Raw genomic sequence first — 26,535 nt, forward strand, 5'->3', positions numbered from 1 at the left:
GAGTCTCCTTGCTTCGTGTGTGTCAGAAAGAGGTGCTCTGGGCCTACAGGCCGAGCATCTTCTTCACGTTCTTGACGTCGGACGGCTTCACCAGGGTGTCGTTGACGAGCCGGCGTGCCTGGCTGCTGCTGCGCTCCTGGAACTTGTGCACGTGGCGTGCGCGCTGCTTCATGATCTTTCCGGAACCGGTGACACGGAATCGCTTCTTGGCACCAGAGTTCGTCTTGTTCTTCGGCATCTTTTCGTTCTTTCTCGGGGTGTGTGAGACCGGAAGCGGGCTCAGCCCTCGTCGGCGGACTGCTCCGCCTGCGACTCCTTGGGCTGCTGACGTCGCTGCTCGCGCTGAACGTCCACCTTCTTCTTGTTCGGTCCGATGACCATGGTCATGTTGCGGCCGTCGAGGCGCGGGCTGGACTCCACGTGGCCGAGCTCGGCGACATCCTCAGCCAGGCGCTGCAGCAGTCGCATGCCCATCTCGGGGCGAGACTGCTCGCGGCCACGGAACATGATCATCACCTTGACCTTGTCACCGGCCTTGAGGAACCGCTCGACGTGGCCCTTCTTGGTGCCGTAGTCGTGCGGGTCGATCTTGAGCCGGAACCGGATCTCCTTGAGGATCGTGTTCGTCTGGTTCCGTCGCGCGTCGCGCGCCTTCATGTCGGACTCGTACTTGAACTTGCCGAAGTCCATGAGCTTGGCGACGGGCGGGCGCGCGTCGGGTGCGACCTCGACCAGGTCGAGATCCGCCTCTGCAGCCAACCGGAGCGCGTCCTCGACACGGACGATGCCGACCTGCTCGCCGTTGGGGCCGACCAGGCGCACCTCGGCTACTCGGATGCGCTCGTTGATGCGTGGCTCGCTGATAGGTACTCCTTCAATCGACTGGGTCGTCTGTTGACTCTGCCGCACATGAGGAAAGGCCTCCCGTGCGGGTGCACGCGGAGGCCCTGTGGGTCCGTCGACGGCGTGGCTCGCCTGGGCGTACCACTCGTCTCGGACCGGTCAACCCGGGCCCTGTCGTCTCGCTCTCGCGATCCGGTCGGGCCGAGGTGGGAGGGATCTCCGCTTGTACCCTGATCCCTCTGCTGCACAGCCGAACTTCTCGACAGCACAACGAGATGGACCAGTCGGTCGTACTCCATGGTAGCACCCAGGGAGGCAGCGGGCTACGGCCGCGACCTCGACGCACCCAGATCTACATCAGGAAGCTGAACAGCGGAGAGCCGGGCGGGATCTGCTCGATGTGGAGCGGGCTGTGCTCCATACGCTCCAGCAACCCGGCGAGCTTGGCTGCGTCGTCGAGGTCGATGCCCACGAGCGCCGGGCCGGTCTCGCGGTTGTTCTTCTTGACGTAGTCGAACACCACGATGTCCTCGCCCTCGGCGAGCACGTCCTGAAGGAAGTGGCGCAGCGCGCCCGGCTGCTGCGGGAACGTCACCATGAAGTAGTGCCGCAGTCCCTGGTGGATCAGCGAGCGCTCGAGGATCTCGCCGTACCGGCTGACGTCGTTGTTGCCGCCCGAGACGATGCAGACCACAGCGTCGTCGGAACCGAACTCTCCCGCCATCGTGCGGATCGCAGCACTGGCGAGCGCGCCGGCCGGCTCGGCCACGATGCCCTCGACCTGGTAGAGGTCGAGCATCTCGGTGCTGACCGCGCCCGCCTCCACGGTGATGATCTCGTCGACGAGGTCGCGTACCACCGGGAAGGTGACCTCGCCCACCCGAGCCACGGCTGCGCCGTCGACGAAGGTGTCCACCTCGGGCAGCGAGATCGGGCCGCCCGCCGAGAGCGCCGCCGTCATGCTGGCAGCGCCGAGCGGCTCGACGCCGACGACCCTGACCTCGGGCCGACGATCCTTGAGCCACAGCGCGAGCCCGGCGATGAGGCCGCCGCCGCCGACCGGGACGAGCACGGTGTGCATGGCCGTGCCCGCCTGCGCCACCTGCTCGACGAGCTCGGGCGCGATCGTGCCCTGCCCGACGATCACGCGCGGGTCGTCGAAGGGCGGCACGAGCACCGCTCCGGTGCGGTCGGCATCGGCGAGAGCGGCCGCGCCGGCCTCGTCGTAGCTGGTGCCGGTCACGATCAGCTCGACCCGCCCCTCACCCAGCGCGAGGATGCGCTGCCGCTTCTGACGTGGCGTCGTCGTCGGCACGTAGACGCGAGCCTCGACGCCGAGGCGGGCGCAGCTCCAGGCGACCCCCTGGCCGTGGTTCCCGGCGCTGGCCGTCACCACGGCACGAGCCTGCTCCTCGGCCGACAGCCCGCTGATCAGGTGGAACGCGCCGCGCACCTTGTAGGAGCGGGTGGTCTGCCGGTTCTCACGCTTGAGCAGCACACTGGTGCCGACGATCGCACTCAGCCGCGGGCTGTGCTCGAGCTCGGTGCACCGCACCACGGGCCGCAGGATCTCGGCGGCCGCGTCCACGGCATCGGCGTCCAGCCGGGGCTGATTCATGCTCGCGACGATAGCCCCGCAGCACTCAGCGCGTGATGGCGGCCCGCACCGTGACCGAGTCAACGAGGTCGGCGATCACCTGGGAGGTCGCCAGTGCCTCACGGCACGCCCGCAGGGTCGCCACGGTCTCGGGGTCCGGGCTACCGGTCGGGTGGCGGCGCAGATGGGCCACGACCGTGATCTCGGTGCGGTCCCCCGGCTCGATCCCAGCAGTCCTGACGCCGGGCACCGCAGTGGTCAGCACCTGGCGCACCGCACGCAGGACCTCGTCGTTGCGAAGCGCCGGGATCCACGGCTCGCCCAGCGCGATCGCCTGGACCGCGGGACGCGGCACCTGCACGGCTGCCGACGAGCCCGGGTCGATCACCAGCACGCCGTCGGCCTCGCTGCCGGCAGCGAGCGCGGCCCGGCGCCCCTCGACCGGGACCGGCCGGGCGTCCGGGCGCCAGGCCTGCATGGCGGCGACGCTGGCGAACACCGGCATGACGGCGCGACCATCGGGTGCCTTGACGGTCACCATGGCGGCGTGGGCGCTCTTCTCACCCGCGATCCCGTGGGCCCCGGGCTCGTCCATCTCGTCCAGGTGCGCGACCACCGGCACCAGCAGCCGCTCGGTGCGCACCGCGTCGACGACCGCCTCGAGCCGCTGCTGCGCGTCCACCAGCGCCAGCGCGGCAGCGAGGGCGGGCGGCGCCGAGCCGTCGTCGCCGGCGAACGCCGAGGTCGGCGGCAGTGCTCTGGACGCCTCGCTCACGGCCGCCCGGCGACGTCCAGCGCCTCGGGCAGCGTGAACGCGCCCGCGTAGAGCGCCTTGCCCACGATCGCGCCCTCGACACCGGTCTCGACCAGCGTGGTGAGCGCCTCGATGTCAGCGAGGCTCGAGATGCCACCCGAGGCGACCACGGGCTTGCTGGTGGCCTCGCACAGCTGCCGCAGCAGCTCGAGGTTCGGGCCGCGCATCGTGCCGTCCTTGGTGACATCGGTGACCACGTAGCGGGCGCAGCCGTCGGCGTCGAGGCGGGCCAGCGTCTCCCACAGGTCGCCGCCCTCCTTCGTCCAGCCGCGCGCCGCGAGCGTGGTGCCACGCACGTCGAGCCCGACGGCGATCCGGTCACCGTGGCGCGCGATCGCCGCGGCCGTCCACTCGGGGTCCTCGAGCGCCGCGGTGCCGAGGTTCACGCGGCGGCACCCGGTCGCGAGCGCGCGCTCGAGCGAGGCGTCATCCCTGATGCCTCCGGAGAGCTCGACGTCGACATCCAGCATCCCGACGACCTGCGCGAGCAGCTCGGCGTTGCTGCCGCGCCCGAAGGCGGCATCGAGGTCGACGAGGTGGATCCACTCGGCACCGTCGCGCTGCCATGCGAGCGCCGCGTCGATCGGTGACCCGTACCGGGTCTCCGATCCGGCCTCGCCCTGGACCAGGCGCACAGCCTGGCCATCGGCGACGTCGACGGCAGGCAGCAGCTCGAGTCGGGTCACGGTGGTCCTCTCAGGAACGGTGGTCACAGGGTGCCGAGCCAGTTGCGCAGGAGCTGCGCACCGGCGTCGCCGGACTTCTCGGGGTGGAACTGTGTCGCGGACAGCGGACCGTTCTCGACGGCGGCCACGAACCTGGTGGCGCCGTGGGTGGCCCAGGTGGCGCGCACGTAGTCCGGCGCGGTGCGAACGGCGTAGGAGTGCACGAAGTAGAAGCGCTCGTCGGCGATGCCCTCGAAGAGCACCGAGCCGGCCGGCGGCTCGACCTCGGCCCAGCCCATGTGCGGTACCACCGGCGCATCGAGGCGCTCGACGAGTCCGGGCCACTCCCCCAGGCCCTCGACGCGGGTGCCGTGCTCGAGGCCTGCCTCGAACAGCACCTGCTGCCCGACGCAGATCCCCAGCACCGCGCGCCCCCCGGCGAGCCGGCGCTCGATCAGCCGCGGCGCACCGGCGGCCCGGAGCGCGTCCATGACGTGCGCGAACGCACCGACACCCGGGACCACGAGCCCATCGGCGTCGGCCACCTTCCCGGGGTCGGAGGTGAGCTCGACCTCGGCACCGACCCGCTCCAGGGCACGCACGGCCGAGCGCACGTTGCCGGAGCCGTAGTCGAGGACGACGACGCTGGGCCCGGTCACGGGCGCGGCTTTCGCTGGCTCTTCTTGAACAGCCGGCGGGCCTGCCACGGGGGCAGCTTGCCCGGTGCGATCGCCCCTTCGGCGGCCGCGGGCGTGATCGTGCCGAGCAGCAGCTGCTCGACCACGTCGTCCGACTGCGCGAGCACGAGGCCCGCGGACACGGTGTCCTCGGTGCGGGCGCCCGCGTTCCACTGGCTGGCGGCGATCGTGCCCACCAGGCCCTCGTCGCCCTCACCGAGGCGCGACACCAGCAGCACGGCGCCGTGGCGGCTTGTGCGCGAGAGCGTCGCGGCCATCTTGGTGGCGATCTCAGGTGCCTCCCCCAGCAGCTCGGCCAACGAGTCGTCAGCCTCGCCGTCGCGCTCGATCACACGGGCGGCGAGCGCACCGCGCGAGGTCGGCACCACGTGCGCCTCGATGCCGCTCATCGCGCACAAGCCGGCGAGCGCCGGCGCCGAGGAGACCGGCGTCAGCACCACCGCGACGAGCGCCTTCGGGCGCGTCGGGGCGGCACCGGTCGCGGGGGGCTCGGTGCCGAACGCCTTCGCGAACTCGGCGTCGAAATCGAAGTCGGACAGCTCAGGGAGCTCCGGCAGCTGATCGTCGCCGCCGCGCTCCGGTCGGTCCTCCGGGGGCAGCGTCACAGCGCGCCCTTGGTGGAGGGCACCCCCACGACCCGCGGGTCGCGGGCGACCGCGGCGCGCAGGGCCCGGGCCAGCGCCTTGAACTGCGCTTCCACGATGTGGTGCGGGTCGCGGCCGGCAAGCACGCGCACGTGCAGGCAGATGCCGGCGTGGTGCGCGATCGACTCCATCACGTGCCGCGTCAGCGAACCCGTGAAGTGGCCTCCGATCAGGTGGTACTCCTGGCCCTCGGGCTCGCCGGAGTGGACCAGGTAGGGCCGGCCGGAGATGTCGACGACGGCCTGCGCCAACGCCTCGTCCAGCGGCACCAGGGCATCGCCGAAGCGCGCGATCCCAGCCTTGTCGCCGAGCGCCTGCCGCAGCGCCTCGCCGAGGCTGATCGCGACGTCCTCGACCGTGTGGTGGGCGTCGATGTGCGTGTCACCGGTCGCGCGGACCACCAGATCGATCAGCGCGTGCTTGCCGAGCGCGGTGAGCATGTGGTCGTAGAACGGGACCGAGGTGCTGATCTCGCATCTGCCGGTGCCGTCGAGGTCGATCTCCACCAGCACGGTGGACTCGCTCGTGGTCCTCTCGACGCGGCCGGTGCGGTGCTGCGGCTGCTCGATCGCGCTGAGCTCGGTCATCAAAGCCCGGTCACCTCCGTCAACGCGCTGTAGAACGCGGTCATCTCGTCGGGTGTGCCGATGCTCACCCGCAGGTATCTCTGGGGTCCAGTCTCCCGTATCAGGACGCCTCGATCGAGCAGACCCTGCCAGACGGCGTGACGGTCGTCGAACTCGCCGAAGAGCACGAAGTTCGCATCGGAGTCGATCGCGGTGAATCCGTGCTCGCGCAGCCAGCTCACGCAGGCGTCGCGGTCGGTGCGGATCTGGGCGACCTGCCGCTGCAGCAGGTCGGCGTGCGCGAGCGCCGCCCGCGCGACCGCCTGGGTGACGGCGGACAGGTGGTACGGCAGCCGCACCACCCGCAGCGCGTCGACCAGGGCGGGGGCGGCCGCCAGGTAGCCCAGCCGTGCCCCCGCGTACGCGAACGCCTTCGACATCGTGCGCGAGACCGCGAGGTGAGGGTGCTCCCCCAGCAACGTCACCGCGCTGGGGGTACCCGCCCGGCGGAACTCCGCATAGGCCTCGTCGATCACGAGAACGGAGGCTGCGCCGTCGGGGCCCGTGGCTCTCGTCGCCTCCGCGAGGCGGGCGGTGGTCTCGATCGGGAGCGCGGTCCCGGTGGGGTTGTTGGGGCTCGCGACCAGCACGACGGCGGGACGCACTCGTGCGATCTCGGCGATCGCCTCCTCGGGATCGATCGAGAAGTCCGCCGCTCGCGGGGCCACGTGCCAGGCGGTGAAGGTGTCACGCGCGTACTCGGGGTACATCGAGTAGGTGGGCGCGAAGCTCATGGCGGTCCGGCCCGGGCCGCCGAAGGCCTGCATGATGTGCAGCATCACCTCGTTCGACCCGTTCGCCGCCCAGATCGAGTGGGCGTCGAGGCCCTCGGCAGCCGACTCGGCTGTCAGATAGGCGGCGAGGTCGGCGCGCAGGCCGAGGAAGTCACGGTCCGGGTAGCGGTTGAGCCCGCCGGTCGCCTCACGCACGGCGGCGGTGACGGCGTCGACCACCTCGGGCGGCGGGGCGTAGGGGTTCTCGTTGACGTTGAGCAGGAACGGCTCGTCGAGCTGCGGCGCGCCGTACGGCTCGAGGCCCGCGAGGTCGGGGCGCAGGGGCAACGAAGGCTGCGAGGTCACGGGCGGTCAGTCTAGTGAGATGGTGCGAGGTACCTGTGCCCATCCACCATGTACCCACCCGCCAACGGCGGCGGGTAGACCTTGTCCATGACCAACGCGCATGGACACGTCCCGGCCTTCCAGGTGAAGCAGAAGATCAACATGATGGTCAACCGCTACGAGATCAACGCTGTCGACCCGAGCGGCGCACCGACCGGTCTGCTCGCGTTCGCCGAGCAGAAACGCATGGCGATGAAGGAGCAGGTGACCTTCTTCACCGATGCCGGCCGTACCACCCCGCTGTTCGGCTTCAAGGCGCGCAAGGTGATGGACCTCGGCTCCGGCTACGACATCACGGACGCATCGGGCACGCCGATCGGCTACTTCAAGAAGGACTTCGGCGCCTCGCTGATGCGGTCGACGTTCCACCTGGAATCCGCGGGCGTACAGGCCACCGGCCAGGAGCGCAACCAGCTCGTGGCGGTGCTGCGACGCTTCACGGATCTCAGCTTCCTGCCGGTGCACTTCGACTTCGTCGACAGCGCCGGTGCCACGGTGCTCGCGGTCCAGCGCGAGTTCAGCGTCGGCGACAAGTACCAGGTCAATGTGCCGAACCCCCACCTCGACTTCCGGGTCGCCGCAGCCATGGCTGTCGCGCTCGACGCCTTGATGGCGCGCTGAACCGCCGGGGCCCGGCTGCACGCGCCAGGGGTCATGAGCCGCGAGGCTGGGCGATGTCGCTCGCCTGGCGGCGGCGCCCGCGCAGGTCCCACAGGCCGGCACCGAGCGCGAGCAGCAGGAACACCCCGACGGCGATCATCCCGTGGTCGTAGGCGTCCTGATAGACGGCCACCGGCGAGCGGTCCTCGGGAGCGGTCAGCACCGCGGCGTAGAACAGCGACAGCGCGATCGCGGTACCGATCGCGGTCCCGATGCGTTGGCCCAGCTGCCCCATCGACCCAGCCAGCCCGCCTTCGTGCACGGGCACCTCGGCCAGTGTGAGCGTCTGGTTGGGCGAGATCACCACGCCCCCGCCCAGACCGGCGATCAGCATCACACCGGCCATCACGTACGGCGTCGCACCGGGGCTCACCCAGCGCGCCACCAGCGCAAGCGCCAGCGCCGCGAGCACCATGACCACGAGTCCGCCGACGACCAGGGCGCGGCCGTACCGGTTGACGAGCTTGCCGCCGTACCAGGAGGTCAGTGCGCTCGCCAACGCGAACCCGATCGTGACCATGCCCGCGAAGACCGGCAACAGGCCGAGCCCGTGCTGGAGGAAGAGGGTCGTCAGCAGGAAGATCGATGGCATGGCTGCGAAGAACGCTGTCGCCAGCAGGGTGCCGTTGCGGAACGGCGCGATCCGCAGCAGCCGGAACGGGATCAACGGACTGCGCCCCGTCGAGGCGTAGTGCCGCTCCCAGGCGGCGAACGCGACACCGAAGGTGGCCGCGCCGGCCAGCGACCACCACCGGCGCGGATCGTCGGTAGGGCTCCCCGTGGTGAGCAGGAACGGCACCAGCAGCGCCAGCACCGTGCCACCGAACAGCACCACCCCCACCGGGTCGAGCGCCAACGGTTGCCGGTCGCGCGACTGCGGCCCGCGGGGCAGCAACCGAAGGGCGAGCGCCATCGCCGCGAGCGCGAGCGGGACGTTCAGCCAGAAGATCCAGCGCCAGCCGTCCTGCTCGCCCCCGAGCGCGATCAGCAGCCCACCCAGGGTGGGACCGAACGCCGTCGAGAGCCCGATCACGGCGCCGAACAGACCGAACGCGCGGCCCCGTTCCGCGCCGGTGAACAGCTGCTGCACGAGGCCGAGAACCTGCGGCATCTGCACACCGGCGGCCGCACCCTGAAGGAGGCGCCCGATCAGCAGCATCGTGCTGCTCGTCGCCAGCGCACACACCAGGCTGGTCAGCGTGAACAGGGCCAGGCCGACGAGGAAGAGCGTGCGGCGCGAGCGCTGATCGCCCAGGCGGCCCATCGGCACGAGCATCAGCCCGAAGGTGAGCACATACCCGGACACGACGAGCTGTAGCTCGGTGGACCCGGCGCCGAGCGCGGTCTCGATCGCCGGCAGCGCCACGTTGACCTTCGTGAGGTCGAGGATCGTGATCGACGCGACCGTGACGGCGACGGCGAACGCGCGCCACCGATGCCTCTCCCCAGCTGCGTCGAGGGCGGGGCCGGAGGTCACTCGGGCAGGCTACGCTCGCCGGCCCGCAGGAGTCTCACTGTCCCAGCAGCCGATCGACGCTCATCAGCAGGATCACCCGGTCGGCGGCGTCCGGCGGCGGCACCGTGCTGGGGTTGCCGTACCGGTTCTGCAGCTCGACGTAGAACGCGCCGGTCGGGTCGTCGACCACGTCGACGAGGCGGCCGCGCACCTCGAGGTAGGAGAACGGGTCTTCCGGATCCAGCAACGACAACGCCATCCCGGCGTTCGCCTGCAGGTTGCGGAACTTCGCCCGCGTGCGCAGGTGGGTGAAGCGGATGTGCTCGCCGTCGTAGGAGAACCACATCGGGTTGACCTGTGGCGTGCCGTCAGGGCGGACGGTCCCGAGCGCTGCGTAGATGGGCAGGTCGAGGAAGCGACGGCGCGCTTCGGCGAGATCGATCGTCACGCCGTCCACAACGGCGTGGGCCGAGGGGGCATTCCCACGGGCGCGACGCCTATGGTGGCTGGGTGAGCGAGCCGCACCCGGTGCAGACGTCCGGCAAGCCCAAGACCCCGCTGGCGGCGCTGAAGTCCGTCTGGGGCTATGACGCCTTCAGGGGCGAGCAGGCTGAGATCATCGACACGGTCGTGGCCGGGCGCGACGCGATCGTGCTGATGCCCACCGGCGGCGGCAAGAGCCTGTGCTACCAGGTGCCCGCGCTGGTCAGGCCGGGGACGGGCGTCGTCATCAGCCCGCTGATCGCCCTCATGCACGACCAGGTCGACGCGCTGAGGCAGCTCGGCGTCCGAGCGGCGTACCTGAACTCGACGCAGCCGCCGCAGGAGCGGCAGCAGGTCGAGCAGGCGCTGCTGGCCGGGGAGGTCGACCTGCTCTATCTGGCTCCGGAGCGGCTCAACGCGGCCGCGGGACTGCTCGATCGCTGCGAGATATCGCTGTTCGCCATCGACGAGGCGCACTGCGTGAGCCAGTGGGGCCACGACTTCCGGCCGGACTACCTCGGCCTGTCGCTCATCCACGAGCGCTGGCCGCAGGTGCCGCGGATGGCGCTCACCGCGACCGCGACCGCCGAGACCAGACGCGAGATCGCGCAACGGCTCGCACTGACGGACGCGCGACTGTTCGTCGCGAGCTTCGACCGGCCGAACATCCAGTACCGGATCGTCGGCAAGCAGGATGCCCGCCAAGGGCTGCTGCGGCTGATCCGTGAGGAACACCCTGACGCCGCCGGCATCGTCTACTGCCTGAGCCGTGCCTCGGTGGAGAAGACCGCCGACTGGCTCGCGACGCAAGGGATCACCGCGCTGCCCTACCACGCCGGTCTGGACGCCGGCACCCGGTCCCGCAACCAGGCCCGGTTCCTGCGTGAGGACGGGGTCGTCATGGTTGCCACGATCGCCTTCGGTATGGGCATCGACAAGCCCGACGTGCGGTTCGTGGCGCACCTGGATCTGCCCAAGTCGGTCGAGGGCTACTACCAGGAGACCGGCCGTGCGGGCCGAGATGGACTGCCCTCGACAGCGTGGCTCGCCTACGGCTTGCAGGACGTCGTGCAGCAGCGCCGGATGATCGAGGACGGCGAGGGCGACCGCCAGCGCAAGCGCGCGCAGTCGCTGCACCTCGACGCGATGCTCGCGCTGTGCGAGACCGTCCAGTGCCGCCGCCAGCAGCTGCTCGCCTACTTCGACGAGCCCAGCGAGCCGTGCGGCAACTGCGACACCTGTCTCGCGCCGCCCGAGACCTTCGACGGCACGGTGCCCGCGCAGAAGCTGCTGTCCACGATCGTGCGGCTGCAGCGCGAGCGGTCTCAGGCCTACGGCGCCGGGCACCTCGTCGACATCCTGCTCGGCAAGGACACCGAGCGGATGCGCCGGTTCGGTCACGACACCTTGAGCACGTTCGGTATCGGCGGCGAGCTGACCGAGGTCCAGTGGCGCGGCGTGGTGCGCCAGCTGCTGGCCCAGGGACTGCTGGCCGTCGAGGGCGAGTACGGCGTGCTGGCCATCACCGAGGGGGCGACCGCCGTGCTGGCCGGGCGCCAGGCCGTGCTGCTGCGGCAGGAGCAGCAGCAGGTCCGCGGCCGCAGCGGCCGCCGGGCGAAGGCCGCCCCGGTCGAGCTGGACGACGCGCAGCAGGAGCTCTTCGGTCGGCTGCGCGCCTGGCGCGCCGAGGCCGCCAAGGAGCAAGGCGTGCCCGCCTACGTGGTGTTCTCCGACGCCACCCTCGCCGGCATCGCCACCGCGCGCCCCGCCGGCACCGAGGAGCTGCGCGGCGTCTCGGGCGTCGGCGAGGCGAAGCTCGAGCGATACGGCACCGCCGTCCTCGAGATCGTCGGGGCAGGCTGAGGAGCGCAGCCAGCACTCACTGACGGACGCGCCCTGGACGCGTTGATACTGGGTACGACACCGACGGGAGTGGTGCTCCATGACGAACCGACTTGCGGACAGCCTGTCCCCTTACCTGCGCCAGCACGCGGACAACCCGGTCGACTGGTGGGAGTGGGGTGCGGAGGCCTTCGAGGAGGCCCGCCGCCGGGACGTCCCGATCTTTCTCTCGATCGGGTACGCCGCCTGTCACTGGTGCCACGTGATGGCGCACGAGTCCTTCGAGGACCCGGCGGTGGCCGAGCTGCTCAACGAGAGCGTCGTCGCGATCAAGGTCGACCGCGAGGAGCGGCCCGACGTCGACCAGATCTACATGGACGTCACGGTGGCACTGACCGGCCAGGGCGGATGGCCGATGTCGGTGTGGCTGACGCCGGAGGGCCACGCGTTCCATGCCGGCACCTACTACCCGCCGCAGCCGCACCCCTCGATGATGTCGTTCACGCAGGTGCTCACGGCGATCATCGAGGCCTGGCGCACCGACCGCGAGAAGATTCTCGAGGGCGGCCCGCGCATCACGGCCGAGCTGGCCACCCGCGCCCTCCCGGCGCCTGCCGGCACCCTCACGGGCGCCGATATCGATCAGGCGATCGGCTCGCTGCTGGCCCACGCCGACCAGCTGGGCGGCTTCGGGGACAAGCCCAAGTTCCCGCCGTCGACCATCCTCGATGCGCTCCTCGCGCGGGCCGCCCAGGGCGACGGCCCGGTCGCCGACCAGGCGTGGCACGTGGCCCGGCTGACCCTGGAACGGATGGGTCGTGGCGGCATCTACGACCAGCTCGCGGGCGGGTTCGCGCGGTATGCGACCGACCGGGCCTGGGTGATCCCCCACTTCGAGAAGATGCTCTACGACAACGCGCTGCTGATCGGGTGCTACGCCCGGGGGGCGATCGAGTCGCAGCGGCGCGACGACCCGATCGCAGCCCTGTGCGAGCGGGTCGTCGCCGAGACGATCGAGTGGCTGACCACCGAGATGCTCACCGAGCAGGGTGCGTTCGCCTCGTCGCTCGACGCCGACAGCATCGACCCCGCCGACGGTCGGCTCCGCGAGGGTGCCTCCTACGTGTGGACGTACGAGCAGCTGGTGCAGACGCTCGGCGAGGTCGACGGCCCTCGCGCCGCCCGGCTGCTGTCCGTGGACGAGCACCGGGGCAGCTTCGAGCACGGCACCTCGACGCTCCAGCTGAGCGAGGACCCGGACGACCCGGCCTGGTTCGCCGACGTGCGGCGCCGCCTGCACGAGGCACGCCGGCAACGGCCCGCACCCGCACGCGACGACAAGGTCGTCGCGGCCTGGAACGGGTGGGCGGTCGCCTCGCTGGTCGAGGCGGGGATGCTGCTGGGCCGCCCGGACTGGGTGGCGGTCGCCGAGCGCGCGGCCACCGCCGTGCTGGATGTCCAGCTCGACGACGGCCGGCTGCGCAGGGTGTCGTTGGCGGGTGTCGCGTCGACCGCCCCTGGGGCTGCCGACGACCATGCCGGGATGGCGCTCGGTCTGCTGGCGCTGGCATCGGCCACCGGCGACCCCACCTGGCTCACGAGCGCGCTCGGGCTGCTCGAGGTGCTGGAGCAGCACTTCGTTGCCGACGACGGCGGTGTGCACGACTCGGCCGACGACGCCGAGGCGCTCGTGCGCCGCCCCCGGGACGTCAGTGAGAACGCGACCCCGAGCGGCACCACCGCAGCCCTGCGTGCCTGCCGTGCGGCGTACCGGATCACGGGTGAGGATCACTGGCGCGCCAGATCCGACGCACTCGCCGCGACCGTGGCCGCCTACGTGATCCGGGCGCCGCGGGCCTCCGGCTGGGCGATGGCCGACGCGGTCGCCGAGCACGGTTCGCGTCGCCCCGTCGAGGTCGCGATCGTCGGTGAGGCCGCGGGAGGTGTGATGACCGGCGCGGCCTGGCGCGGCAGCCCACCCGGCTCCGTCGTCGTGACCGGGCAGCCGGACTCAGGTATCCCGCTGCTGGCCTCGCGCCCGCAGATCGACGACGCCGCGACCGCGTACGTGTGCCACGGTCACGTGTGCGACCTACCGGTCACAGCCGTCGAGCGCCTGCAGCGGCTGATCGCCTGAGGCGACCACCTCGAGGTCGAACAGCTCGGCGAGAACCCGCGCGACGCCGTCGTCATCGTTCGCCGGTGCCACGGCATCCGCGACCTCGAGCACCGAGGGGTCCGCGTTAGCCATCGCATAGCCTGTCCCCGCCCAGCTGATCATCGCGAGGTCGTTCGGCATGTCGCCGAACGCGACCACGTCGGCGCGCTCGACGCCGAGCCCGCCGGCCACGCGCGCCAGGGTCGCCGCCTTGGTGATGCCCGCCGCGCTGATCTCGATCAGACCGGGCCCCGTCCAGGTCACGACGGCGGAGTCGCCGACGGCGGTCACCGTCGCCTCCCGGAGGTGCTCGGGATCGACGCCCGGGGCCGTGACGAGCAGCTTGACGACCGGGTCGGTCCACACCGTGCTGAGCGGTCCACGCGGCGCGTCCGGGCGCGGGTCCCACTCGTCGACGAAGCGGGGGTCGTAGCGGATGCCCTCGGCGGTCTCGAGCGCGAAGGTGGCCTCGGGAACGGCGGCGGCGATCGCCTCGCACAGCGGCACCCCCGCCTCGGCCTCGATGCCCCACAGGTGCCGCACGGTGCGGGTGCCGACGTCGAACCAGATCGCCCCGTTGCTCACGATCGCCGTGCCGTGACCACCCACGATGGGCCACAGCTCCTCCATCCAGCGCAGCGGCCGGGCGGTGACGAACAGCACCGGCACGTCGCGCTCGTCGAGGGCGGCCAGCACGCCGCGCGTGTAGGCCGACACGGTGCCATCGCTGCGCACGAGGGTGCCGTCGAGATCGGTGGCGACCAGCCTCGGTCGGGACATCACGGCCGCCTGCGCCGCGAGCCCAGCGCGACGACAACCGCGATCAGCCAGCCCATCGGCACACCCCAGATCGCGCCGCGGTAGACCGCGTTGATCGGCAGGCCGTCACCACCGTAGAAGGCGACGATCGGCACCGTGAGCAGCGTTGTCACGCCGGCAGCGAGGACCACGACCATCCAGATGGCCAGAAAGGAGCGCAACCCGTCGAATCCCGGGCGCATCACGAGCCGCACCCCGAGACCGGTCAGCAGCCCGATCAGGACGAACGAGACGATCAGGCCCACCAGCCACCAGCCGCCGTCGGGCACCACGCTGAGCAGCATCACGAGCGGGAACGACGAGCCGGACGGCAGCCACGCCGGAGGGACCTGCCCGGCGTTCACCAGCCGGCTCGAGATCTCCGCGGTCCCCTGCCACAGCACCGCGGTGAGCACCCCCGCCCAGATCGCCAGGTCGCTGCGCCGTCGGTGCTCCATGAGCTGACCGTATCGAGCCGGCGGACCTCAGGAGCGGAAGCGAGCCTCGATCGCCTCGTACTCGTGGCGGCGCAACGGAAGCACGACCCCGTGCTTGGTGCTGGGCGGCAGGTCGAGGCCCTCGACGGGGGTCCACTCCCCCGCGTCGAGATCGGTGGTGGTGAACGCGAGGTAGCCCTGCGCCTGGGTGGCGTACCTGTCGAGCCACAGGTACCAGCGGTCCTCGTGATGGTGCTTGAAGATCAGCGGCCCCTCGAGCCGCGGCGCGATCTCGTGCCCCACCCGTTCAGCGACCGTGACGAAGTCACTCGCGAGCACCGAGGTGCCGCGCTGCTGGAAGATCCGGACCGAGCCAGGCGCCTCGTCGTCGTGCTTCGCGATCCGGTACACCGCCGAGGGCGTGACCAGCATCGTGAGGTCGATGACGCCGCCGGGCAGCTCGAGATAGGTGCTCGGCTCCTCGATCGTGACGAAGTCTCGGGTCCGGGCGACCATGATCCGGCTGTCCCCCGTCAGGCCAAGCGCCGGGTCGCCGTCGCTCGCCAGGCCCGAGGACCAGAACAGCAGGTAGTCGTCGGCTGCCGGGTCGTAGATCGCCTCCGGCGCCCACGCCATGCCCGCGCCCTCGGGGGCCACCGTGAGGTAGCGCGGCTCCGACCAGCCCAACAGGTCGGGCGACTCCCACACGACGACGTCACGGCTGCCGCGGTGCCGGAAGGCGGACCAGTCCGGACCCTCCGGCCGCCAGACCCGCAGGTCCGTGGCCATGAGGTAGAACCGGTCCGCCCCCCGCACCACGTGCGGGTCCCGCACGCCGGTGGTGCCGGCCGTCGACTCCAGCAGCGGCCCGTCACCGAGCCGCCGCCAGGTCAGCGGGTCGTCGCCGACGCTGAGCGAGTAGAAGATCTTCTCGGCGTGGGAGTGCGGATCCTCGACGAAGTGGACCAGCAGGTAGCCGAAGCCTCCCTCGTTCAGCGTCGACGCGGTCACCTCAGCCGTTCTCCTCGACGAACCGCTGGCGTGCACCGGTGACGAGCTCCACAAAGGCCGCCAGCCCCTGCGCCTCGACCTCGGCGACGTAGTCGTCCCACTCGCTGAGGTCGCGCTGACCGAGGATGAACTGCAGCGTGGCCTGGTCCACCGTGTCCTTGAGCGGTGTCTGCATGATCGCGGCCTGCTCGAGCTCGAGCTCGTTCAGGGGCGCCGGCGGGTTCGGCTCACGCGGGGTGCGGTTGGAGAGCACGTCGTCCATGTACGCGATCGTGTTCTCGGTGCTGTAGGACTCGATGATCGCGCGAGACTCCGTAGCATCCGCCAAGAACGTCGAGAACCCCAGGTCCTTCTGCAGGTCGAGCGGCGCATCCGGGTTGAGGTTCCACAGGTCGGCCGACAGATCCGGGCTGAGCGTGTAGGTCTCGCCCTCCTTGGTGTACGTCTCCCCCTCGATCCCCCAGCGCAGCATCTCGCGGGCCTCGGGGCTGTAGTAGAGCCAGTCGAGGAACTGCAGCGTCGCGAGGAAGTTCGGCGACTCGGCCACATCGGGCGAGAGCATGAAGCCGTGCCAGAAGCCACGTGACCCGATCATCGGACCGGCGGGGCCACCGGGTGGGGTGATCAGCTTGAGAGCGTAGTTGCCGGCGCCGAGCGATTCGTCCATCTTGGACTCGTACTCGGTCACGGTGCCGGCAGCACCGCCGAGGATCGCGACGTCACCGCGGAAGATCTTCGCGGTGATGACCTCGGAACCGGCACCGGCGTTCTTGGAGGTGAACGTCTCCGGGTCCAGCAGACCGTCGGCCACCAGGCCGTGGAAAAACTCGAGCATCGCGCGGTACTCCTCCGAGGTGCCGGCGTACTTGAGGCCGCCCTCGCCATCGTCGATCATCCCGTCGCCGTATCCCCAGCCGGCGCGGGTGCCGAACGCGGGTGCAGCCACGTTGATGATCGACATGCCCTCGAACTGCTCGGCGAGCGGGATCGTGTCCGGGTAGGCCTCCTTGATCGCGATCAGCGCCTCGCGCAGCTCGTCCCAGGTGTTCGGGAGCTCGAGCCCGAGCTCGTCGAAGATGTCGGTGCGGGCGATGAGCGAGAACGTCGGCACCGAGACCTCGCGCAGACCGGGCAACATGTAGTACTTGCCGTCGAACTGCTTGAGGTTGTCGACCAGCGACTGCAGGTCCCAATCCTCGACGTACTTGCGATAGTGGGGCATGTGCTCGATGTAGTCGCTCATCGGGAGCACCGCGCCGCCCGAGACGAACGGCTTCTCCTCGCCCGCGTAGACCAGCGGGATGATCTGCGGCGCGTCGCCGGCGCTGATCAGCAGGTTGCGGCGGTCGACCGCGTCGCTGAACGGCACGTTCGAGGGAGCCAGCGTGACGCCAGTGAGCTCGGTGATGTGGTCGAACAGCTGCCAGGTGGGCTTGATGTCCAGGTCCGGCCAGTCCGACCAGAGGATCGACAGCTCGAACGGCTCGGACGCGGTGAACTGCTTCCCCGCCTCGTAGTCGGCCATCGCACCGACATCCTTGCCCTCGAGGTCGACCGGCTCGCCTCCGCCACCACCACCGGGGTCGGTGCCGTCGCTGTTGCAGGCGGTGATGGCAGCGAGGCCGGCGATGCCGAAGGACCAGCCCAAGAGCTGGCGCCGGCTCGGCTGTGGGTGGAACGTCAACCGCAGGTCAGGCATCGTCTCTCTCCTTTGAGTACGCCAAACGAAACTATCGGGTGAATCTCCGACAGTTGGAGTATGACGTTAAATCTCCTCGTGGTCAACGGGGCTCGCCCGCCCGTACCCTCAAAGGCGTGACGCCGACCTTCTACCCGCACTGGAGCTGGATCTACGAGAGCGTCGCCGAGCTGCCCGGCGCGCGGGCGGCCGACCAGGAGGCGTGGGGCTGCGTGGTGCTGTGGATCGGCGACAAGATGTTCGGGATGGTGTGCGAGGACGGCCGGGGCCGGGAGCTGCTGACGCTGAAGCTGCCACCCGAGGACGGCGAGGCGCTACGACAGCAGCACGACTTCGCCGAGCCCGGGTGGCACCTCAACAAGCGACACTGGACATCGGTGGTGCTGGCTGCGTGCGGTGACGACAGGCAGCTGGTCACCGAGCTGCTCGAGGACTCCTACGACTGCCTGCTGGACACCCTCCCCCGCTGGCGGCAGCGCGAGATCAGACTGACGCCATGACGCACCTCCCCCACCCCGACGAGCGCGCGGCCCTGGACGCACAGGCCGCCTCCTTCGACGCGGCGGCCGAGACCTACGAGCGCGCACGCCCGAGCTACCCCGCCGAAGCGGTGGCGTTCCTGCTCGAGACCTCCCCGCGCGACGTGCTGGACCTCGGCGCCGGCACCGGCAAGCTCACCCGTGCCCTGGTGGGCCGGGTCGCGACCATCCACGCGGTCGACCCCAGCCCCAACATGCTCGCCCAGCTGCGCGCGGTCGTGCCCGAGGCGAGCACCGCCGTCGGGACGGCGGAGGCGATCCCGCTGGCTGACGCGAGCGTCGACGCGGTGCTCGCCGCGCAGGCGTGGCACTGGGTGGATCCGAGCCGTGCGGTCCCGGAGGTGCGGCGGGTGCTGCGGCCCGGCGGTGTCCTCGGGCTGGTGTGGAACGTGCGCGACGAGTCCGTGCCGTGGGTTGCTCGGCTCACCGAGATCATGCAGGGCTCCGCGGCGGAGCGCTACGTGGCTGAGAACCGCGTGCCCGACGACGTCGGCCCCGTGGAGCGACTGAGCCTGCCGTGGTCCAGACCGTTCGACCGCGAGAGCCTGCTCGACCTCGTCTCCTCCCGCAGCTACATCATCACGGCCACCCCACGACGGCGGGCCGAGATCCTCGCGGGGGTGGACGAGCTGCTCGAGGAGCATCCCGACCTCGCCGACCCTGCAGCCTGGCAGATCCCGTACCGGACCGAGGTCTTCCGGATCTCGGTCTCCTGACGGCGGGCGCACTCGCGGGGTGCGGTCAGCGCACGCGCTCGACCCGCCCGGCGTCCCACACGGGCTCGTCGCTCTCGCGCACCGAACCATCGGCCGCGAACACCAGGTAGCGGTCGAAGGACCGCGCGAACCAGCGGTCGTGCGTGACAGCCAGCACGGTGCCCTCGAACATGCCCAGTGCGCTCTCGAGCGCCTCGGCGGACTCCAGGTCGAGGTTGTCGGTGGGTTCGTCGAGCAGCAGCAGGGTGGCACCGGAGAGCTCGAGCAGCAGGATCTGGAACCGTGCCTGCTGGCCTCCCGAGAGCGACTCGAAGCTCTGGAGCGCCGACCGGGCGAGACCGTAGCGGTCGAGGACGCGCGCCGCCTCCTCGCGGGGGCGGCCGCGACGGTGGTCGTCGCCGCGATGCAGGATCTCGAGCAGGGTGCGGCCCGCCAGCTCGGGCTGCGCGTGCGTCTGCGCGAACCAGCCCGGGCGCACGCGGGAGCCGAGGCGGACCGTGCCGGTGTGCGCGACGGGATCCGGGTTGACGTGCCCGACCGGTCGATGCTCGACATCGGGGTCGCTCCCACCCGCCGCCAGCAGCCGGAGCAGGTGCGACTTGCCCGAGCCGTTGCCGCCGAGAACCGCGACCCGCTCGCCGAACCAGACCTCGAGATCGAAGGGGCTCATCAGCCCGGTGAGCTCCAGCCGCTCGGCGACGATCGCGCGCTTGGCGGTACGACCGCCGTCGAGCCTCATCGTCACGTTCTGCGGGACCGGCACCGCCTCCGGCGGGCCAGCCTGCTCGAACCGGTCCAGCCGGGTCCGGGCGGCCTGCAGGCGCGAGGCCATGTCCGAGTTGTACGCGGCCTTCTGCCGGTACATCACCACGAGGGCCTTGAGCTTGGCGTGCTCCTCGTCCCATCGCCGACGGCGGTCCTCCAGGTCGGCGTTGCGCGCTGCCCGGGCCGCGGGGTAGGTCCGGAACGATCCCGGGTGCACCCATAGCCGGGAGCCGCCGCCGCCAGGTTCCAGGGTGGCGACGGCGGTGGCCACCCGGTCGAGGAGCTCGCGGTCGTGGCTGATCAGCAGGACGGTCTTGTCGGAGGCGATCAGCTGGTCCTCGAGCCATCGCTTGCCGGGGACGTCGAGGTAGTTGTCGGGCTCGTCGAGGAGCAGGACCTCGTCGGGTCCACGGAGCAGCACCTCGAGCACCAGGCGTTTCTGCTCACCGCCCGAGAGGGTCGTGACGGCACGCCACTGGGCGCGCTCGTAGGGCGTGCCGAGCGCCGCCACGGTGCAGATGTCCCAGAGCGTCTCGTGCTCGTAGCCGCCCACGTCGGCCCAGTCGGCGAGCGCCTGGGCGTAGGCGAGCTGGACCTGCTCGTCCTCCCGCTCCATCATCGCGAGCTCGGTGCGGTCGATCTCGGCGGCAGCCGTGCGGATCGGTGCAGGCGCGACCGAGAGCAGCAGGTCGCGCACGGTGCTGTCGTCGTGGACCGAGCCGATGAACTGCCGCATGACGCCGAGGCCGCCCACGCGGGTGACGGCGCCCTCCGGGATCGGCAGGTCACCGGCGACCATCCGCACCAGGGTGGTCTTGCCGGCGCCGTTGGGCCCGACGAGCGCGACCCGCGCGCCCTCGCCGACGCGCAGCGAGACGTCCTCCAGCAGCGGCCGCCCGTCTGGCAGCACGTAGCTGATGCCGGAGATGTCGAGGAAGCCCATGAGGAGAGTGTGCGGGTCGCACGCCGTGCCGTCACGCTCAATCCAGGTGCTGGTCGGCAGGTGCGCTTTGTAGGGTCGGCGTCATGGCGGGCCAGGCGCAACCGTGCGTGCAGTGCGGAGCGAGCGGTCGACTGGGTACCTGCGACGAGCTGTTCCATGCGCTGCTCGCCCTCGACCACCAGCGGCTGCAGCCGTGGGGCCGGTACCACGGGCTCAACGTCGCGTGCTTCGGACTGCAGCACCCGTCGGGGATCACTGCGAAGGTGCTGGATGGACAGCTGGCGATGCTGACGGCGTTCCTCGTGGGCGGTCTGGACGCCGTCAACGCGCGCGAGGCGGAGCAGGTGCGCGCGAACCGGCGCGGCGGCCTGATGCGCGCCGACGCCGCTGCGGTGGTGCCGCCGTCGAGCGCGCCCGTCGTTCTGGTCACGATCGAGGACGTCGCAGTCGACGGCACCTTCCCCGCCGAGGGGTACCAGCAGCGCATGCACGCGTGGGCCAGGTCGATCGCCGGCGAGCGGCCCTGACGACGTAGCTCTCGTGCGACTGGGTGCCCACGGCGCTCAGATCGCACGTGCACGGTGAGCGCGCACTGCGCACCGTGCGATCCCACCGTGGATGTGCGATCTCAGTGCCGGAGCGGACGCGTGTGGGTGGTTGTCGTTACGGTCGAGCCATGACCGATCCCGCTGCCTCGCACCCGACCGCAGCCGACCAGCAGCGCGCCGAACCGCCACCCGATGACTGGTACGGCGAGCCGCAGGAGCCGCCCTTCCCCGACCCGGAGGAATGGGGCGCGCCTTATGGCGGCGGCGACGCCGCCGCAGAGCCGGTCGAGCGCCCTGCGGTACCGACCTCGCAGCTGCCGCCACCCGATCCCGAACAGCTGCGCCCGGAGGCCGAAGCGGCGCTGCGACGCCTCGTCGGCCGCGACGACGCTGAGCTGCGCGAAGACCAGTGGCGGGCGATCGAGGCGCTGGTGGTCGATCGCCGGCGCGCACTGGTGGTGCAGCGGACCGGCTGGGGCAAGTCGGCGGTGTACTTCGTGGCCACGGCGCTGCTGCGCGCCCGCGGCGCGGGGCCGACCGTGATCGTCTCGCCGCTGCTGGCGCTGATGCGGGACCAGATCGCGGCCGCCGACCGTGCCGGGATCCATGCCGTGACCGTGAACTCGGCCAACTCCGGCGAGTGGTCGCAGGTCTACGAGCGCATCGCGTCCGGTGAGGTCGATGTGCTGCTGTGCTCGCCGGAGCGGCTCAACAACCCCGACTTCCGCGACGAGGTGCTCCCCCGGCTCGCCGCCAGCGCCGGCCTGGTCGTGGTCGACGAGGCCCACTGCATCTCCGACTGGGGCCACGACTTCCGCCCCGACTACCGCCGGATCCGCACCTTGCTGGCCGACCTTCCGACGGGGATCCCGGTGCTGGCCACCACGGCGACGGCGAACGAGCGGGTCACCACCGACGTGGCCGAGCAGCTCGGCTCAGGTGCGGACGTGCTGGTGCTGCGCGGCGGGTTGGACCGCCCCTCGCTGCACCTCGCCGTCGTGCAGCTTCCGGATGTCTCCACCCGGCTCGCGTGGCTGGTCGAGAACCTCAGCGACTACGGCGGCTCCGGCATCATCTACTGCCTCACGGTCGCTGCCGCCGAGCAGACCGCCACCCAGCTGCGCGCGGCGGGCTACCCGGTCGCCTCGTACACCGGCCAGACCGACCCGGCTGAGCGCGAGCAGCTCGAGGCCGACCTCAAGGAGAACCGGGTCAAGGCGCTGGTCGCCACCTCGGCGCTCGGCATGGGCTTCGACAAACCCGACCTGGGCTTCGTCATCCATCTCGGCGCACCGCCCTCGCCGATCGCGTACTACCAGCAGGTCGGCCGCGCCGGGCGCGCCGTCACCCGCGCCGACGTCGTGCTGCTGCCCGCAGCCGAGGACAAGGCCATCTGGGACTACTTCGGCTCGATGGGCTTTCCGCAGGCCTCAGACGTCCGCGCCACCCTTGCCGAGCTGCCGAGGCTGGGCGAGGGTGCGATCTCGGTCGCCTCGCTCGAACCCCTGGTCGACCTGCGGCGCAACCGCCTGGAGATGATGCTGAAGGTCCTCGACGTCGATGGCGCGGTACGGCGCGTGCGCGGCGGCTGGGCAGGCACCGGCGAGGAGTGGGAGTACGACGCCGATCGCTACCAGCGCGTCGAGGCGGCCCGGCTCGCCGAGCAGGAGGCCATGCTCGTCTACGAACGGACCGACGGTTGCCGGATGACGTTCCTCCGGCGCTGTCTGGACGACCCCGAGCTGCAGCCCGACGAGCGCTGCGGCCGGTGCGACGGCTGCGGCGCGGTCACGCCACCCGGTGCCCCGGCTGCAGCCGCGGTGAGCGCCGCGCGCGAGGGCCTCGATGTCATCGGTGTCGAGATCACCCCGCGCCGGCAGTGGCCGCCCGGGATGAAGCAGCTGGGCATCGAGCTCTCCGGCCGTATCGGGCCGGACGAGCAGCCCGAGCCGGGTCGGGCGCTCGCGCGCCTCGACGGGCTGGGTTGGTCGCTCCCCCTGCGCGAGCTCCTCGCAGGTCCCGACGGCGAGCTGCCGGTGAGTCTGCGAGGGCCCCTCACGAGACTGGTCCGCGAGTGGGAACCGAGTGTCGACGTGATCGTCGCCGTCGACTCGGTGACGCGCCCGCAGCTGCTGCGGCACCTGACCTCCGGGGTGGCGGCGCTGCTGACCGTGCCGGTCGCCGGTGCGATCCGACCAGCGTCAGGGAGCGAACCCGGCCGGCACGACGTCAACTCCGCGCAGCGCCTCGCGGGCGTGGTGCGGCGGCTGCCCACGGTCGACGGCCTCGACGTCGCCGGCAAACGCGTGCTGCTCGTCGACGACAGCGTCGACTCGGGCTGGACCGTCACGTACACGGCTCGGTTGCTACGGCTCGCGGGCGCGACGGCCGTGCTGCCGCTGGTGCTGGCGCAGCGGTAGGGCCCGCCCTAGCCGCTCGTCGCCTCGCGCCAGTGCTCCTCGCGCCCCACCGTCACGGCGATGTCGAGCTCGTTGCCCTCCGGATCGGCGATCGTCCACCAGAAGGGGGCGTGGGCGTCGGTGAGAAGTCGCCCGCCGGCCGCGAGCGCGGCATCGACCCGTGCCCGTGCCTGGTCCGCGGGCACGTACAGGTCGACGTGGATCCGGTTACGCTGGGCGCGGCGTGCCGTCTCGCTCGCGGGCATGGGCTGGAAGAAGACCGGTGGTCCGAGCCACCGCGGATCATCGATGTCGGTGACGCCGGCGCGCGGGTCCTCCACGTAGCCCAGCGCCGCACGCCAGAACTCCCGCACCAGCGGCACGTCCACGGCATCGATCCCCATCTGCACGAACCGCACCCGGTCGAGGTCGGCGCGCAGCCCCATCCCGCGGGCGAGGCCCTGCACGCGGGTGGCGAAACCCAGGAAGCTCTCGTCCTCCCACCGGTCCTTGCCCGAGTCGATGGTCACGCCGTCGGGGCGGATGTCGATGAGCGCCGGCGCGCCGGTCTCATCGGCCAGCACCGCCACGGCTGAGGCGAGCTCCGCCGCCTGGGTCGGGGACGTCGTCGGGTAGCAGACCATCGCGCCGAAGATCAGTCGCCAGTCCTCGGCCCCGGGTTCCTCGAAGGTGTCGGCGGCAGCCAGCGGCACGAGGTCAGCCTCGTTCCCCTCGATGTCGGCCACCGTGGCGTAGTAGTCGACCGCGAACCTCTCGCTGGCGCCTCCGGCGAGCAGCGCCGCCCTCGCGGACCGCCCGAGCTCGTGCCGACGGCTCGCATCCACGTGGATCCGGTTCCGCTCCGGCCGCGCAGCCGCAGCGGTCTGGAACCAGATCGGCGGAAACCTGCCACCGGGGTCGACGAGATCCTCGTCGCGCTTGTCCACGTACCCGAGCGCCTCGCGCCAGAACGACCGGACCCCCTCGAGGTCGAGCACGTCGATCGTCAGCTGCATCGACTGCACGCTCGCAGGGTCGGCAGCCATCCCGAGCGTGGCGGCCGCGGCCGAGACCGCCCGGGCGGTCTCGACATCTGCAGGGCTGAAGCCCGCGTCGGCGCGCCGGATGTGGACCTGCACACCGTCAGCACGGACGTCGAACCACGGCTCGGCACCGGCGCTGCTCGGTCGCTCGGCCACTCGCGTGACCAGCGACGCGCCCGCGGCGTACGACGGCGCCGCGAACCATGTCACGGCGTCGTCGGAGAGGACCCGCCAGTCCGGGAGATCGTCCTGGAACAGGCGGCCGGTCAGGCGTTCGTCGGACATCCTCGGCCTCCGCGTGTCGTGCTGCTATCGGCGCGGCGAGAGCAGCCGCTCGAGCGGGATCGTGCCGTCCTGCCACGGGAGCAGCAGCCACCCCACCAGGTAGGCGGCGACGCCGAAGAACGGGAGCAGGAAAGCGAGCAGCATGCCGATCCGCACGATCGTGACACTGATCCCGGCCTTGGCCGCGATGCCGCCGCAGATGCCGCCGGCGATCCGTTCGGGGCCGCGCTGGTAGCCGAGCTTGCGGATGCTGTCGAAGATGTTCTCCATGCGCCCACGCTACGGGCGCGCGCCCGCCGTGACCAGAGGGATGTCCCCCGCTCAGAGGGTGGGTCGACCCCGCCGCAGCATCGCCGCGGTGCCGTGCGCCGGCAGGTCCTCCGCCTCGGCCAGCGAGATCAGCGGGTCGGTGACCTCCGCCAGCGCGGCCGCTGTGTACTCGATGACCTGGACCGACCGCAGGTAGGCGTGCACGTTCAGCCCTGCGGCGTAGCGGGCCGTGCCGCCGGTGGGCAGCACGTGGTTCGAGCCCGCGATGTAGTCGCCGAGCGGGACGGGCGAGTACGGGCCGACGAAGATCGCCCCCGCGTTGCGCACCCGTGCCGCCACGGCTGCGGCGTCGGCGGTCTGGATCTCGAGGTGCTCGGCTGCGTACGCGTCAACGACCTGCAGGCCCTGCTCGACGTCGTCGACGAGCACGACGGCGGACTGCGGGCCGGTCAGCGCCGCCCTGATCCGCTCGGCGTGCTTGGCCTCGGCGGCCTGCCGTTGGACCTCGAGCGCGACGGCGGCGGCCAGATCGGTCGAGTCGGTCACCAGGACCGACGCGGCGGCGGGGTCGTGCTCGGCCTGCGAGATCAGGTCGGCCGCCACGAAGGAGGGGTCGGCTCCGGCGTCGGCGAGCACCGCGATCTCGGTGGTGCCGGCCTCGGAGTCGATGCCGACCACGCCCATCACCGCCCGCTTCGCCGCGGCGACGTAGATGTTGCCCGGTCCGGTCACGACGTCGACCGGATCGCAACGGTTCTCCGTGTCGCCGCCGCCCACCCCGTAGGCGAACATCCCGATGGCCTGGGACCCACCGACGGCGTAGACCTCGTCGATGCCGAGCAGCTCGCAGGCGGCGAGGATCGTCGCTGCCGGCCAGCCGTCGTCATCCTTCTGCGGAGGGCTCGCCACCGCCAGCGACTCGACACCGGCCACCTGAGCCGCGACGACGTTCATCACCACCGAGGAGGCCAGCGGTGCCAGCCCGCCCGGGACGTAGAGACCGACACGACGGACCGGGGCCCAGCGCTGGTGGACCAGGGCACCGTCGGCGAGCACCGTCGTGCGCTCCTGCGGCAGCTGCGCCTCGTGCCCGAGGCGAGCTCGCCGGATCGCCTCGACCAGCGCGTCGCGCACGCTGGGCTCCAACCGCGCCGGTGCCTGCGCCAGCACCTCGCGCGGCACCCGCAGCGAGTGGGGGACGAGCCCGTCGAGCTCCTCGGTGTACCGGCGCACCGCCTCGTATCCCTCGCTGCGCACGGCCGCCAGGATCGGCCGCACCCGCTCGCTCGCCGCCTCGATGTCCACCTCGGCGCGCGGGAGCCGTGCCCGCAGCTCAATCGGGCTGAGGCTGGTCCCACGCAGGTCGATCGTCCGCATCACGACAGCGAGTGTAGGCAGCGCGCGCGCAGGGCGCGCTCGGCGACCACGCCGGAGGACGGCGGCACGTTCGTACCCGATGTCCCACCAGTGCTGCACGG

Annotated in this window: 26 protein-coding genes; 7 read left to right on the forward strand and 19 right to left on the reverse strand. The window is 71.3% G+C overall.

The annotated features are described in order from the left end of the window. Nucleotides 1-43 precede the first annotated feature (43 nt). The 9 genes from rpmI to GPA03_RS06880 form a co-directional block, all read right to left on the reverse strand. A complete protein-coding gene (gene rpmI, locus GPA03_RS06840) occupies nt 44-238 on the reverse strand; it encodes a 50S ribosomal protein L35 (protein WP_156251153.1) in 195 nt (64 codons plus the stop codon). Nucleotides 239-279: 41 nt separating this feature from the next. Next, complete coding sequence (gene infC / locus GPA03_RS06845) at nt 280-822, reverse strand: translation initiation factor IF-3 (protein WP_241681106.1); 543 nt, start codon at nt 820-822, stop codon at nt 280-282. A 373-nt stretch (nt 823-1,195) separates the two neighbouring features. Further along, nucleotides 1,196-2,461 carry a threonine ammonia-lyase IlvA gene (ilvA, locus tag GPA03_RS06850; protein ID WP_156251155.1) on the reverse strand — a complete coding sequence of 422 codons (1,266 nt, stop codon included), beginning with the start codon at nt 2,459-2,461 and terminating at the stop codon, nt 1,196-1,198. A 25-nt stretch (nt 2,462-2,486) separates the two neighbouring features. After that, nucleotides 2,487-3,215: an SseB family protein gene (locus GPA03_RS06855; protein WP_156251156.1), complete on the reverse strand. Its 729-nt coding sequence runs from the start codon at nt 3,213-3,215 to the stop codon at nt 2,487-2,489. Then, nucleotides 3,212-3,940 carry a bifunctional 1-(5-phosphoribosyl)-5-((5-phosphoribosylamino)methylideneamino)imidazole-4-carboxamide isomerase/phosphoribosylanthranilate isomerase PriA gene (gene priA, locus GPA03_RS06860; protein ID WP_156251157.1) on the reverse strand — a complete coding sequence of 243 codons (729 nt, stop codon included), beginning with the start codon at nt 3,938-3,940 and terminating at the stop codon, nt 3,212-3,214. The genes GPA03_RS06855 and priA overlap by 4 nt, the downstream gene beginning before the upstream one ends. A 23-nt stretch (nt 3,941-3,963) precedes the next feature. Then, nucleotides 3,964-4,578 (reverse strand): imidazole glycerol phosphate synthase subunit HisH, encoded by a 615-nt coding sequence (hisH, locus tag GPA03_RS06865; RefSeq protein ID WP_156251158.1) that lies wholly within the window; start codon nt 4,576-4,578, stop codon nt 3,964-3,966. Then, nucleotides 4,575-5,222, reverse strand: a complete 648-nt coding sequence (locus tag GPA03_RS06870) for a hypothetical protein (protein ID WP_156251159.1) — start codon at nt 5,220-5,222, stop codon at nt 4,575-4,577. The genes hisH and GPA03_RS06870 overlap by 4 nt, the downstream gene beginning before the upstream one ends. Next, nucleotides 5,219-5,848, reverse strand: coding sequence for an imidazoleglycerol-phosphate dehydratase HisB (hisB, locus tag GPA03_RS06875; RefSeq protein WP_156251160.1), 630 nt, complete (start codon nt 5,846-5,848; stop codon nt 5,219-5,221). The genes GPA03_RS06870 and hisB overlap by 4 nt, the downstream gene beginning before the upstream one ends. Beyond that, a complete protein-coding gene (locus tag GPA03_RS06880) occupies nt 5,848-6,966 on the reverse strand; it encodes a histidinol-phosphate transaminase (protein WP_156251161.1) in 1,119 nt (372 codons plus the stop codon). The genes hisB and GPA03_RS06880 overlap by 1 nt, the downstream gene beginning before the upstream one ends. Nucleotides 6,967-7,053: 87 nt before the next feature. Between GPA03_RS06880 and GPA03_RS06885 the strand changes: the two genes are divergently transcribed. Continuing rightward, on the forward strand, nt 7,054-7,626 hold the full coding sequence (locus GPA03_RS06885) for an LURP-one-related family protein (protein ID WP_156251162.1): 573 nt from the start codon (nt 7,054-7,056) through the stop codon (nt 7,624-7,626). Between the two features lie 31 nt (nt 7,627-7,657). Here GPA03_RS06885 and GPA03_RS06890 read toward each other — a convergent pair whose 3' ends face one another. Then, nucleotides 7,658-9,142 (reverse strand): MFS transporter, encoded by a 1,485-nt coding sequence (locus tag GPA03_RS06890; protein WP_156251163.1) that lies wholly within the window; start codon nt 9,140-9,142, stop codon nt 7,658-7,660. A 34-nt stretch (nt 9,143-9,176) separates the two neighbouring features. Continuing rightward, on the reverse strand, nt 9,177-9,569 hold the full coding sequence (locus tag GPA03_RS06895; RefSeq protein WP_241681107.1) for a PPOX class F420-dependent oxidoreductase: 393 nt from the start codon (nt 9,567-9,569) through the stop codon (nt 9,177-9,179). A 62-nt stretch (nt 9,570-9,631) separates the two neighbouring features. Between GPA03_RS06895 and recQ the strand changes: the two genes are divergently transcribed. After that, nucleotides 9,632-11,467, forward strand: a complete 1,836-nt coding sequence (gene recQ, locus GPA03_RS06900) for a DNA helicase RecQ (protein WP_170296871.1) — start codon at nt 9,632-9,634, stop codon at nt 11,465-11,467. Between the two features lie 79 nt (nt 11,468-11,546). Beyond that, complete coding sequence (locus GPA03_RS06905) at nt 11,547-13,583, forward strand: thioredoxin domain-containing protein (protein WP_156251164.1); 2,037 nt, start codon at nt 11,547-11,549, stop codon at nt 13,581-13,583. Here GPA03_RS06905 and GPA03_RS06910 read toward each other — a convergent pair. Genes GPA03_RS06910 through GPA03_RS06925 form a run of 4 tightly spaced genes read right to left on the reverse strand, consistent with a single transcriptional unit; the run spans nt 13,539 to nt 17,549 of the window. Continuing rightward, nucleotides 13,539-14,384: an HAD family hydrolase gene (locus tag GPA03_RS06910; RefSeq protein WP_156251165.1), complete on the reverse strand. Its 846-nt coding sequence runs from the start codon at nt 14,382-14,384 to the stop codon at nt 13,539-13,541. The genes GPA03_RS06905 and GPA03_RS06910 overlap by 45 nt on opposite strands. Continuing rightward, nucleotides 14,384-14,860 carry a hypothetical protein gene (locus GPA03_RS06915; protein ID WP_156251166.1) on the reverse strand — a complete coding sequence of 159 codons (477 nt, stop codon included), beginning with the start codon at nt 14,858-14,860 and terminating at the stop codon, nt 14,384-14,386. The genes GPA03_RS06910 and GPA03_RS06915 overlap by 1 nt, the downstream gene beginning before the upstream one ends. 27 nt (nt 14,861-14,887) lie before the next feature. Continuing rightward, nucleotides 14,888-15,850 (reverse strand): glycoside hydrolase family 43 protein, encoded by a 963-nt coding sequence (locus GPA03_RS06920; RefSeq protein WP_156251167.1) that lies wholly within the window; start codon nt 15,848-15,850, stop codon nt 14,888-14,890. A gap of 1 nt (nt 15,851) precedes the next feature. After that, on the reverse strand, nt 15,852-17,549 hold the full coding sequence (locus GPA03_RS06925; RefSeq protein WP_156251168.1) for an ABC transporter substrate-binding protein: 1,698 nt from the start codon (nt 17,547-17,549) through the stop codon (nt 15,852-15,854). 116 nt (nt 17,550-17,665) lie between these two features. On the opposite strand from GPA03_RS06925, the gene GPA03_RS06930 reads away from it, so the two are divergent. Continuing rightward, entirely contained in the window at nt 17,666-18,049 is a 384-nt protein-coding gene (locus GPA03_RS06930; protein ID WP_162458285.1) for an MmcQ/YjbR family DNA-binding protein, read from the forward strand. Continuing rightward, complete coding sequence (locus GPA03_RS06935) at nt 18,046-18,804, forward strand: class I SAM-dependent methyltransferase (protein ID WP_156251170.1); 759 nt, start codon at nt 18,046-18,048, stop codon at nt 18,802-18,804. Before GPA03_RS06930 ends, GPA03_RS06935 begins: the two co-directional genes overlap by 4 nt. Nucleotides 18,805-18,829: 25 nt before the next feature. On the opposite strand, the gene GPA03_RS06940 is transcribed toward GPA03_RS06935, so the two are convergent. Beyond that, nucleotides 18,830-20,512, reverse strand: a complete 1,683-nt coding sequence (locus GPA03_RS06940) for an ABC-F family ATP-binding cassette domain-containing protein (RefSeq protein WP_156251171.1) — start codon at nt 20,510-20,512, stop codon at nt 18,830-18,832. An 83-nt stretch (nt 20,513-20,595) separates the two neighbouring features. Between GPA03_RS06940 and GPA03_RS06945 the strand changes: the two genes are divergently transcribed. Together GPA03_RS06945 and GPA03_RS06950 are read left to right on the forward strand one after the other, a co-directional pair. Beyond that, complete coding sequence (locus tag GPA03_RS06945; RefSeq protein ID WP_156251172.1) at nt 20,596-21,039, forward strand: DUF5946 family protein; 444 nt, start codon at nt 20,596-20,598, stop codon at nt 21,037-21,039. Nucleotides 21,040-21,188: 149 nt separating this feature from the next. Next, nucleotides 21,189-23,480, forward strand: coding sequence for a RecQ family ATP-dependent DNA helicase (locus GPA03_RS06950; RefSeq protein ID WP_156251173.1), 2,292 nt, complete (start codon nt 21,189-21,191; stop codon nt 23,478-23,480). 8 nt (nt 23,481-23,488) lie between these two features. Here GPA03_RS06950 and GPA03_RS06955 read toward each other — a convergent pair whose 3' ends face one another. The 3 genes from GPA03_RS06955 to hisD are packed head-to-tail and all read right to left on the reverse strand — an operon-like array spanning nt 23,489 to nt 26,434. After that, on the reverse strand, nt 23,489-24,787 hold the full coding sequence (locus GPA03_RS06955; protein ID WP_156251174.1) for a VOC family protein: 1,299 nt from the start codon (nt 24,785-24,787) through the stop codon (nt 23,489-23,491). Nucleotides 24,788-24,811: 24 nt separating this feature from the next. Then, nucleotides 24,812-25,057: a PspC domain-containing protein gene (locus tag GPA03_RS06960; protein ID WP_156251175.1), complete on the reverse strand. Its 246-nt coding sequence runs from the start codon at nt 25,055-25,057 to the stop codon at nt 24,812-24,814. Between the two features lie 51 nt (nt 25,058-25,108). After that, nucleotides 25,109-26,434, reverse strand: coding sequence for a histidinol dehydrogenase (gene hisD / locus GPA03_RS22810; RefSeq protein ID WP_421958404.1), 1,326 nt, complete (start codon nt 26,432-26,434; stop codon nt 25,109-25,111). Between the last annotated feature and the right edge of the window lie 101 nt (nt 26,435-26,535).

This window comes from Pseudactinotalea terrae (genome assembly GCF_009733845.1).
Lineage (GTDB): Bacteria > Actinomycetota > Actinomycetes > Actinomycetales > Beutenbergiaceae > Pseudactinotalea > Pseudactinotalea terrae.

Excerpts from the sequence above, each read along its gene's own strand:
- rpmI (WP_156251153.1), bottom strand. The coding sequence starts at position 238 with ATGCCGAAGAACAAGACGAACTCTGGTGCCAAGAAGCGATTCCGTGTC.
- ilvA (WP_156251155.1), bottom strand. The coding sequence starts at position 2,461 with ATGAATCAGCCCCGGCTGGACGCCGATGCCGTGGACGCGGCCGCCGAG.
- hisB (WP_156251160.1), bottom strand. The coding sequence starts at position 5,848 with ATGACCGAGCTCAGCGCGATCGAGCAGCCGCAGCACCGCACCGGCCGC.
- GPA03_RS06885 (WP_156251162.1), top strand. The coding sequence starts at position 7,054 with ATGACCAACGCGCATGGACACGTCCCGGCCTTCCAGGTGAAGCAGAAG.
- GPA03_RS06905 (WP_156251164.1), top strand. The coding sequence starts at position 11,547 with ATGACGAACCGACTTGCGGACAGCCTGTCCCCTTACCTGCGCCAGCAC.
- GPA03_RS06910 (WP_156251165.1), bottom strand. The coding sequence starts at position 14,384 with ATGTCCCGACCGAGGCTGGTCGCCACCGATCTCGACGGCACCCTCGTG.
- GPA03_RS06915 (WP_156251166.1), bottom strand. The coding sequence starts at position 14,860 with ATGGAGCACCGACGGCGCAGCGACCTGGCGATCTGGGCGGGGGTGCTC.
- GPA03_RS06925 (WP_156251168.1), bottom strand. The coding sequence starts at position 17,549 with ATGCCTGACCTGCGGTTGACGTTCCACCCACAGCCGAGCCGGCGCCAG.
- GPA03_RS06935 (WP_156251170.1), top strand. The coding sequence starts at position 18,046 with ATGACGCACCTCCCCCACCCCGACGAGCGCGCGGCCCTGGACGCACAG.
- GPA03_RS06940 (WP_156251171.1), bottom strand. The coding sequence starts at position 20,512 with ATGGGCTTCCTCGACATCTCCGGCATCAGCTACGTGCTGCCAGACGGG.
- GPA03_RS06945 (WP_156251172.1), top strand. The coding sequence starts at position 20,596 with ATGGCGGGCCAGGCGCAACCGTGCGTGCAGTGCGGAGCGAGCGGTCGA.
- GPA03_RS06950 (WP_156251173.1), top strand. The coding sequence starts at position 21,189 with ATGACCGATCCCGCTGCCTCGCACCCGACCGCAGCCGACCAGCAGCGC.
- GPA03_RS06955 (WP_156251174.1), bottom strand. The coding sequence starts at position 24,787 with ATGTCCGACGAACGCCTGACCGGCCGCCTGTTCCAGGACGATCTCCCG.
- GPA03_RS06960 (WP_156251175.1), bottom strand. The coding sequence starts at position 25,057 with ATGGAGAACATCTTCGACAGCATCCGCAAGCTCGGCTACCAGCGCGGC.
- hisD (WP_421958404.1), bottom strand. The coding sequence starts at position 26,434 with ATGCGGACGATCGACCTGCGTGGGACCAGCCTCAGCCCGATTGAGCTG.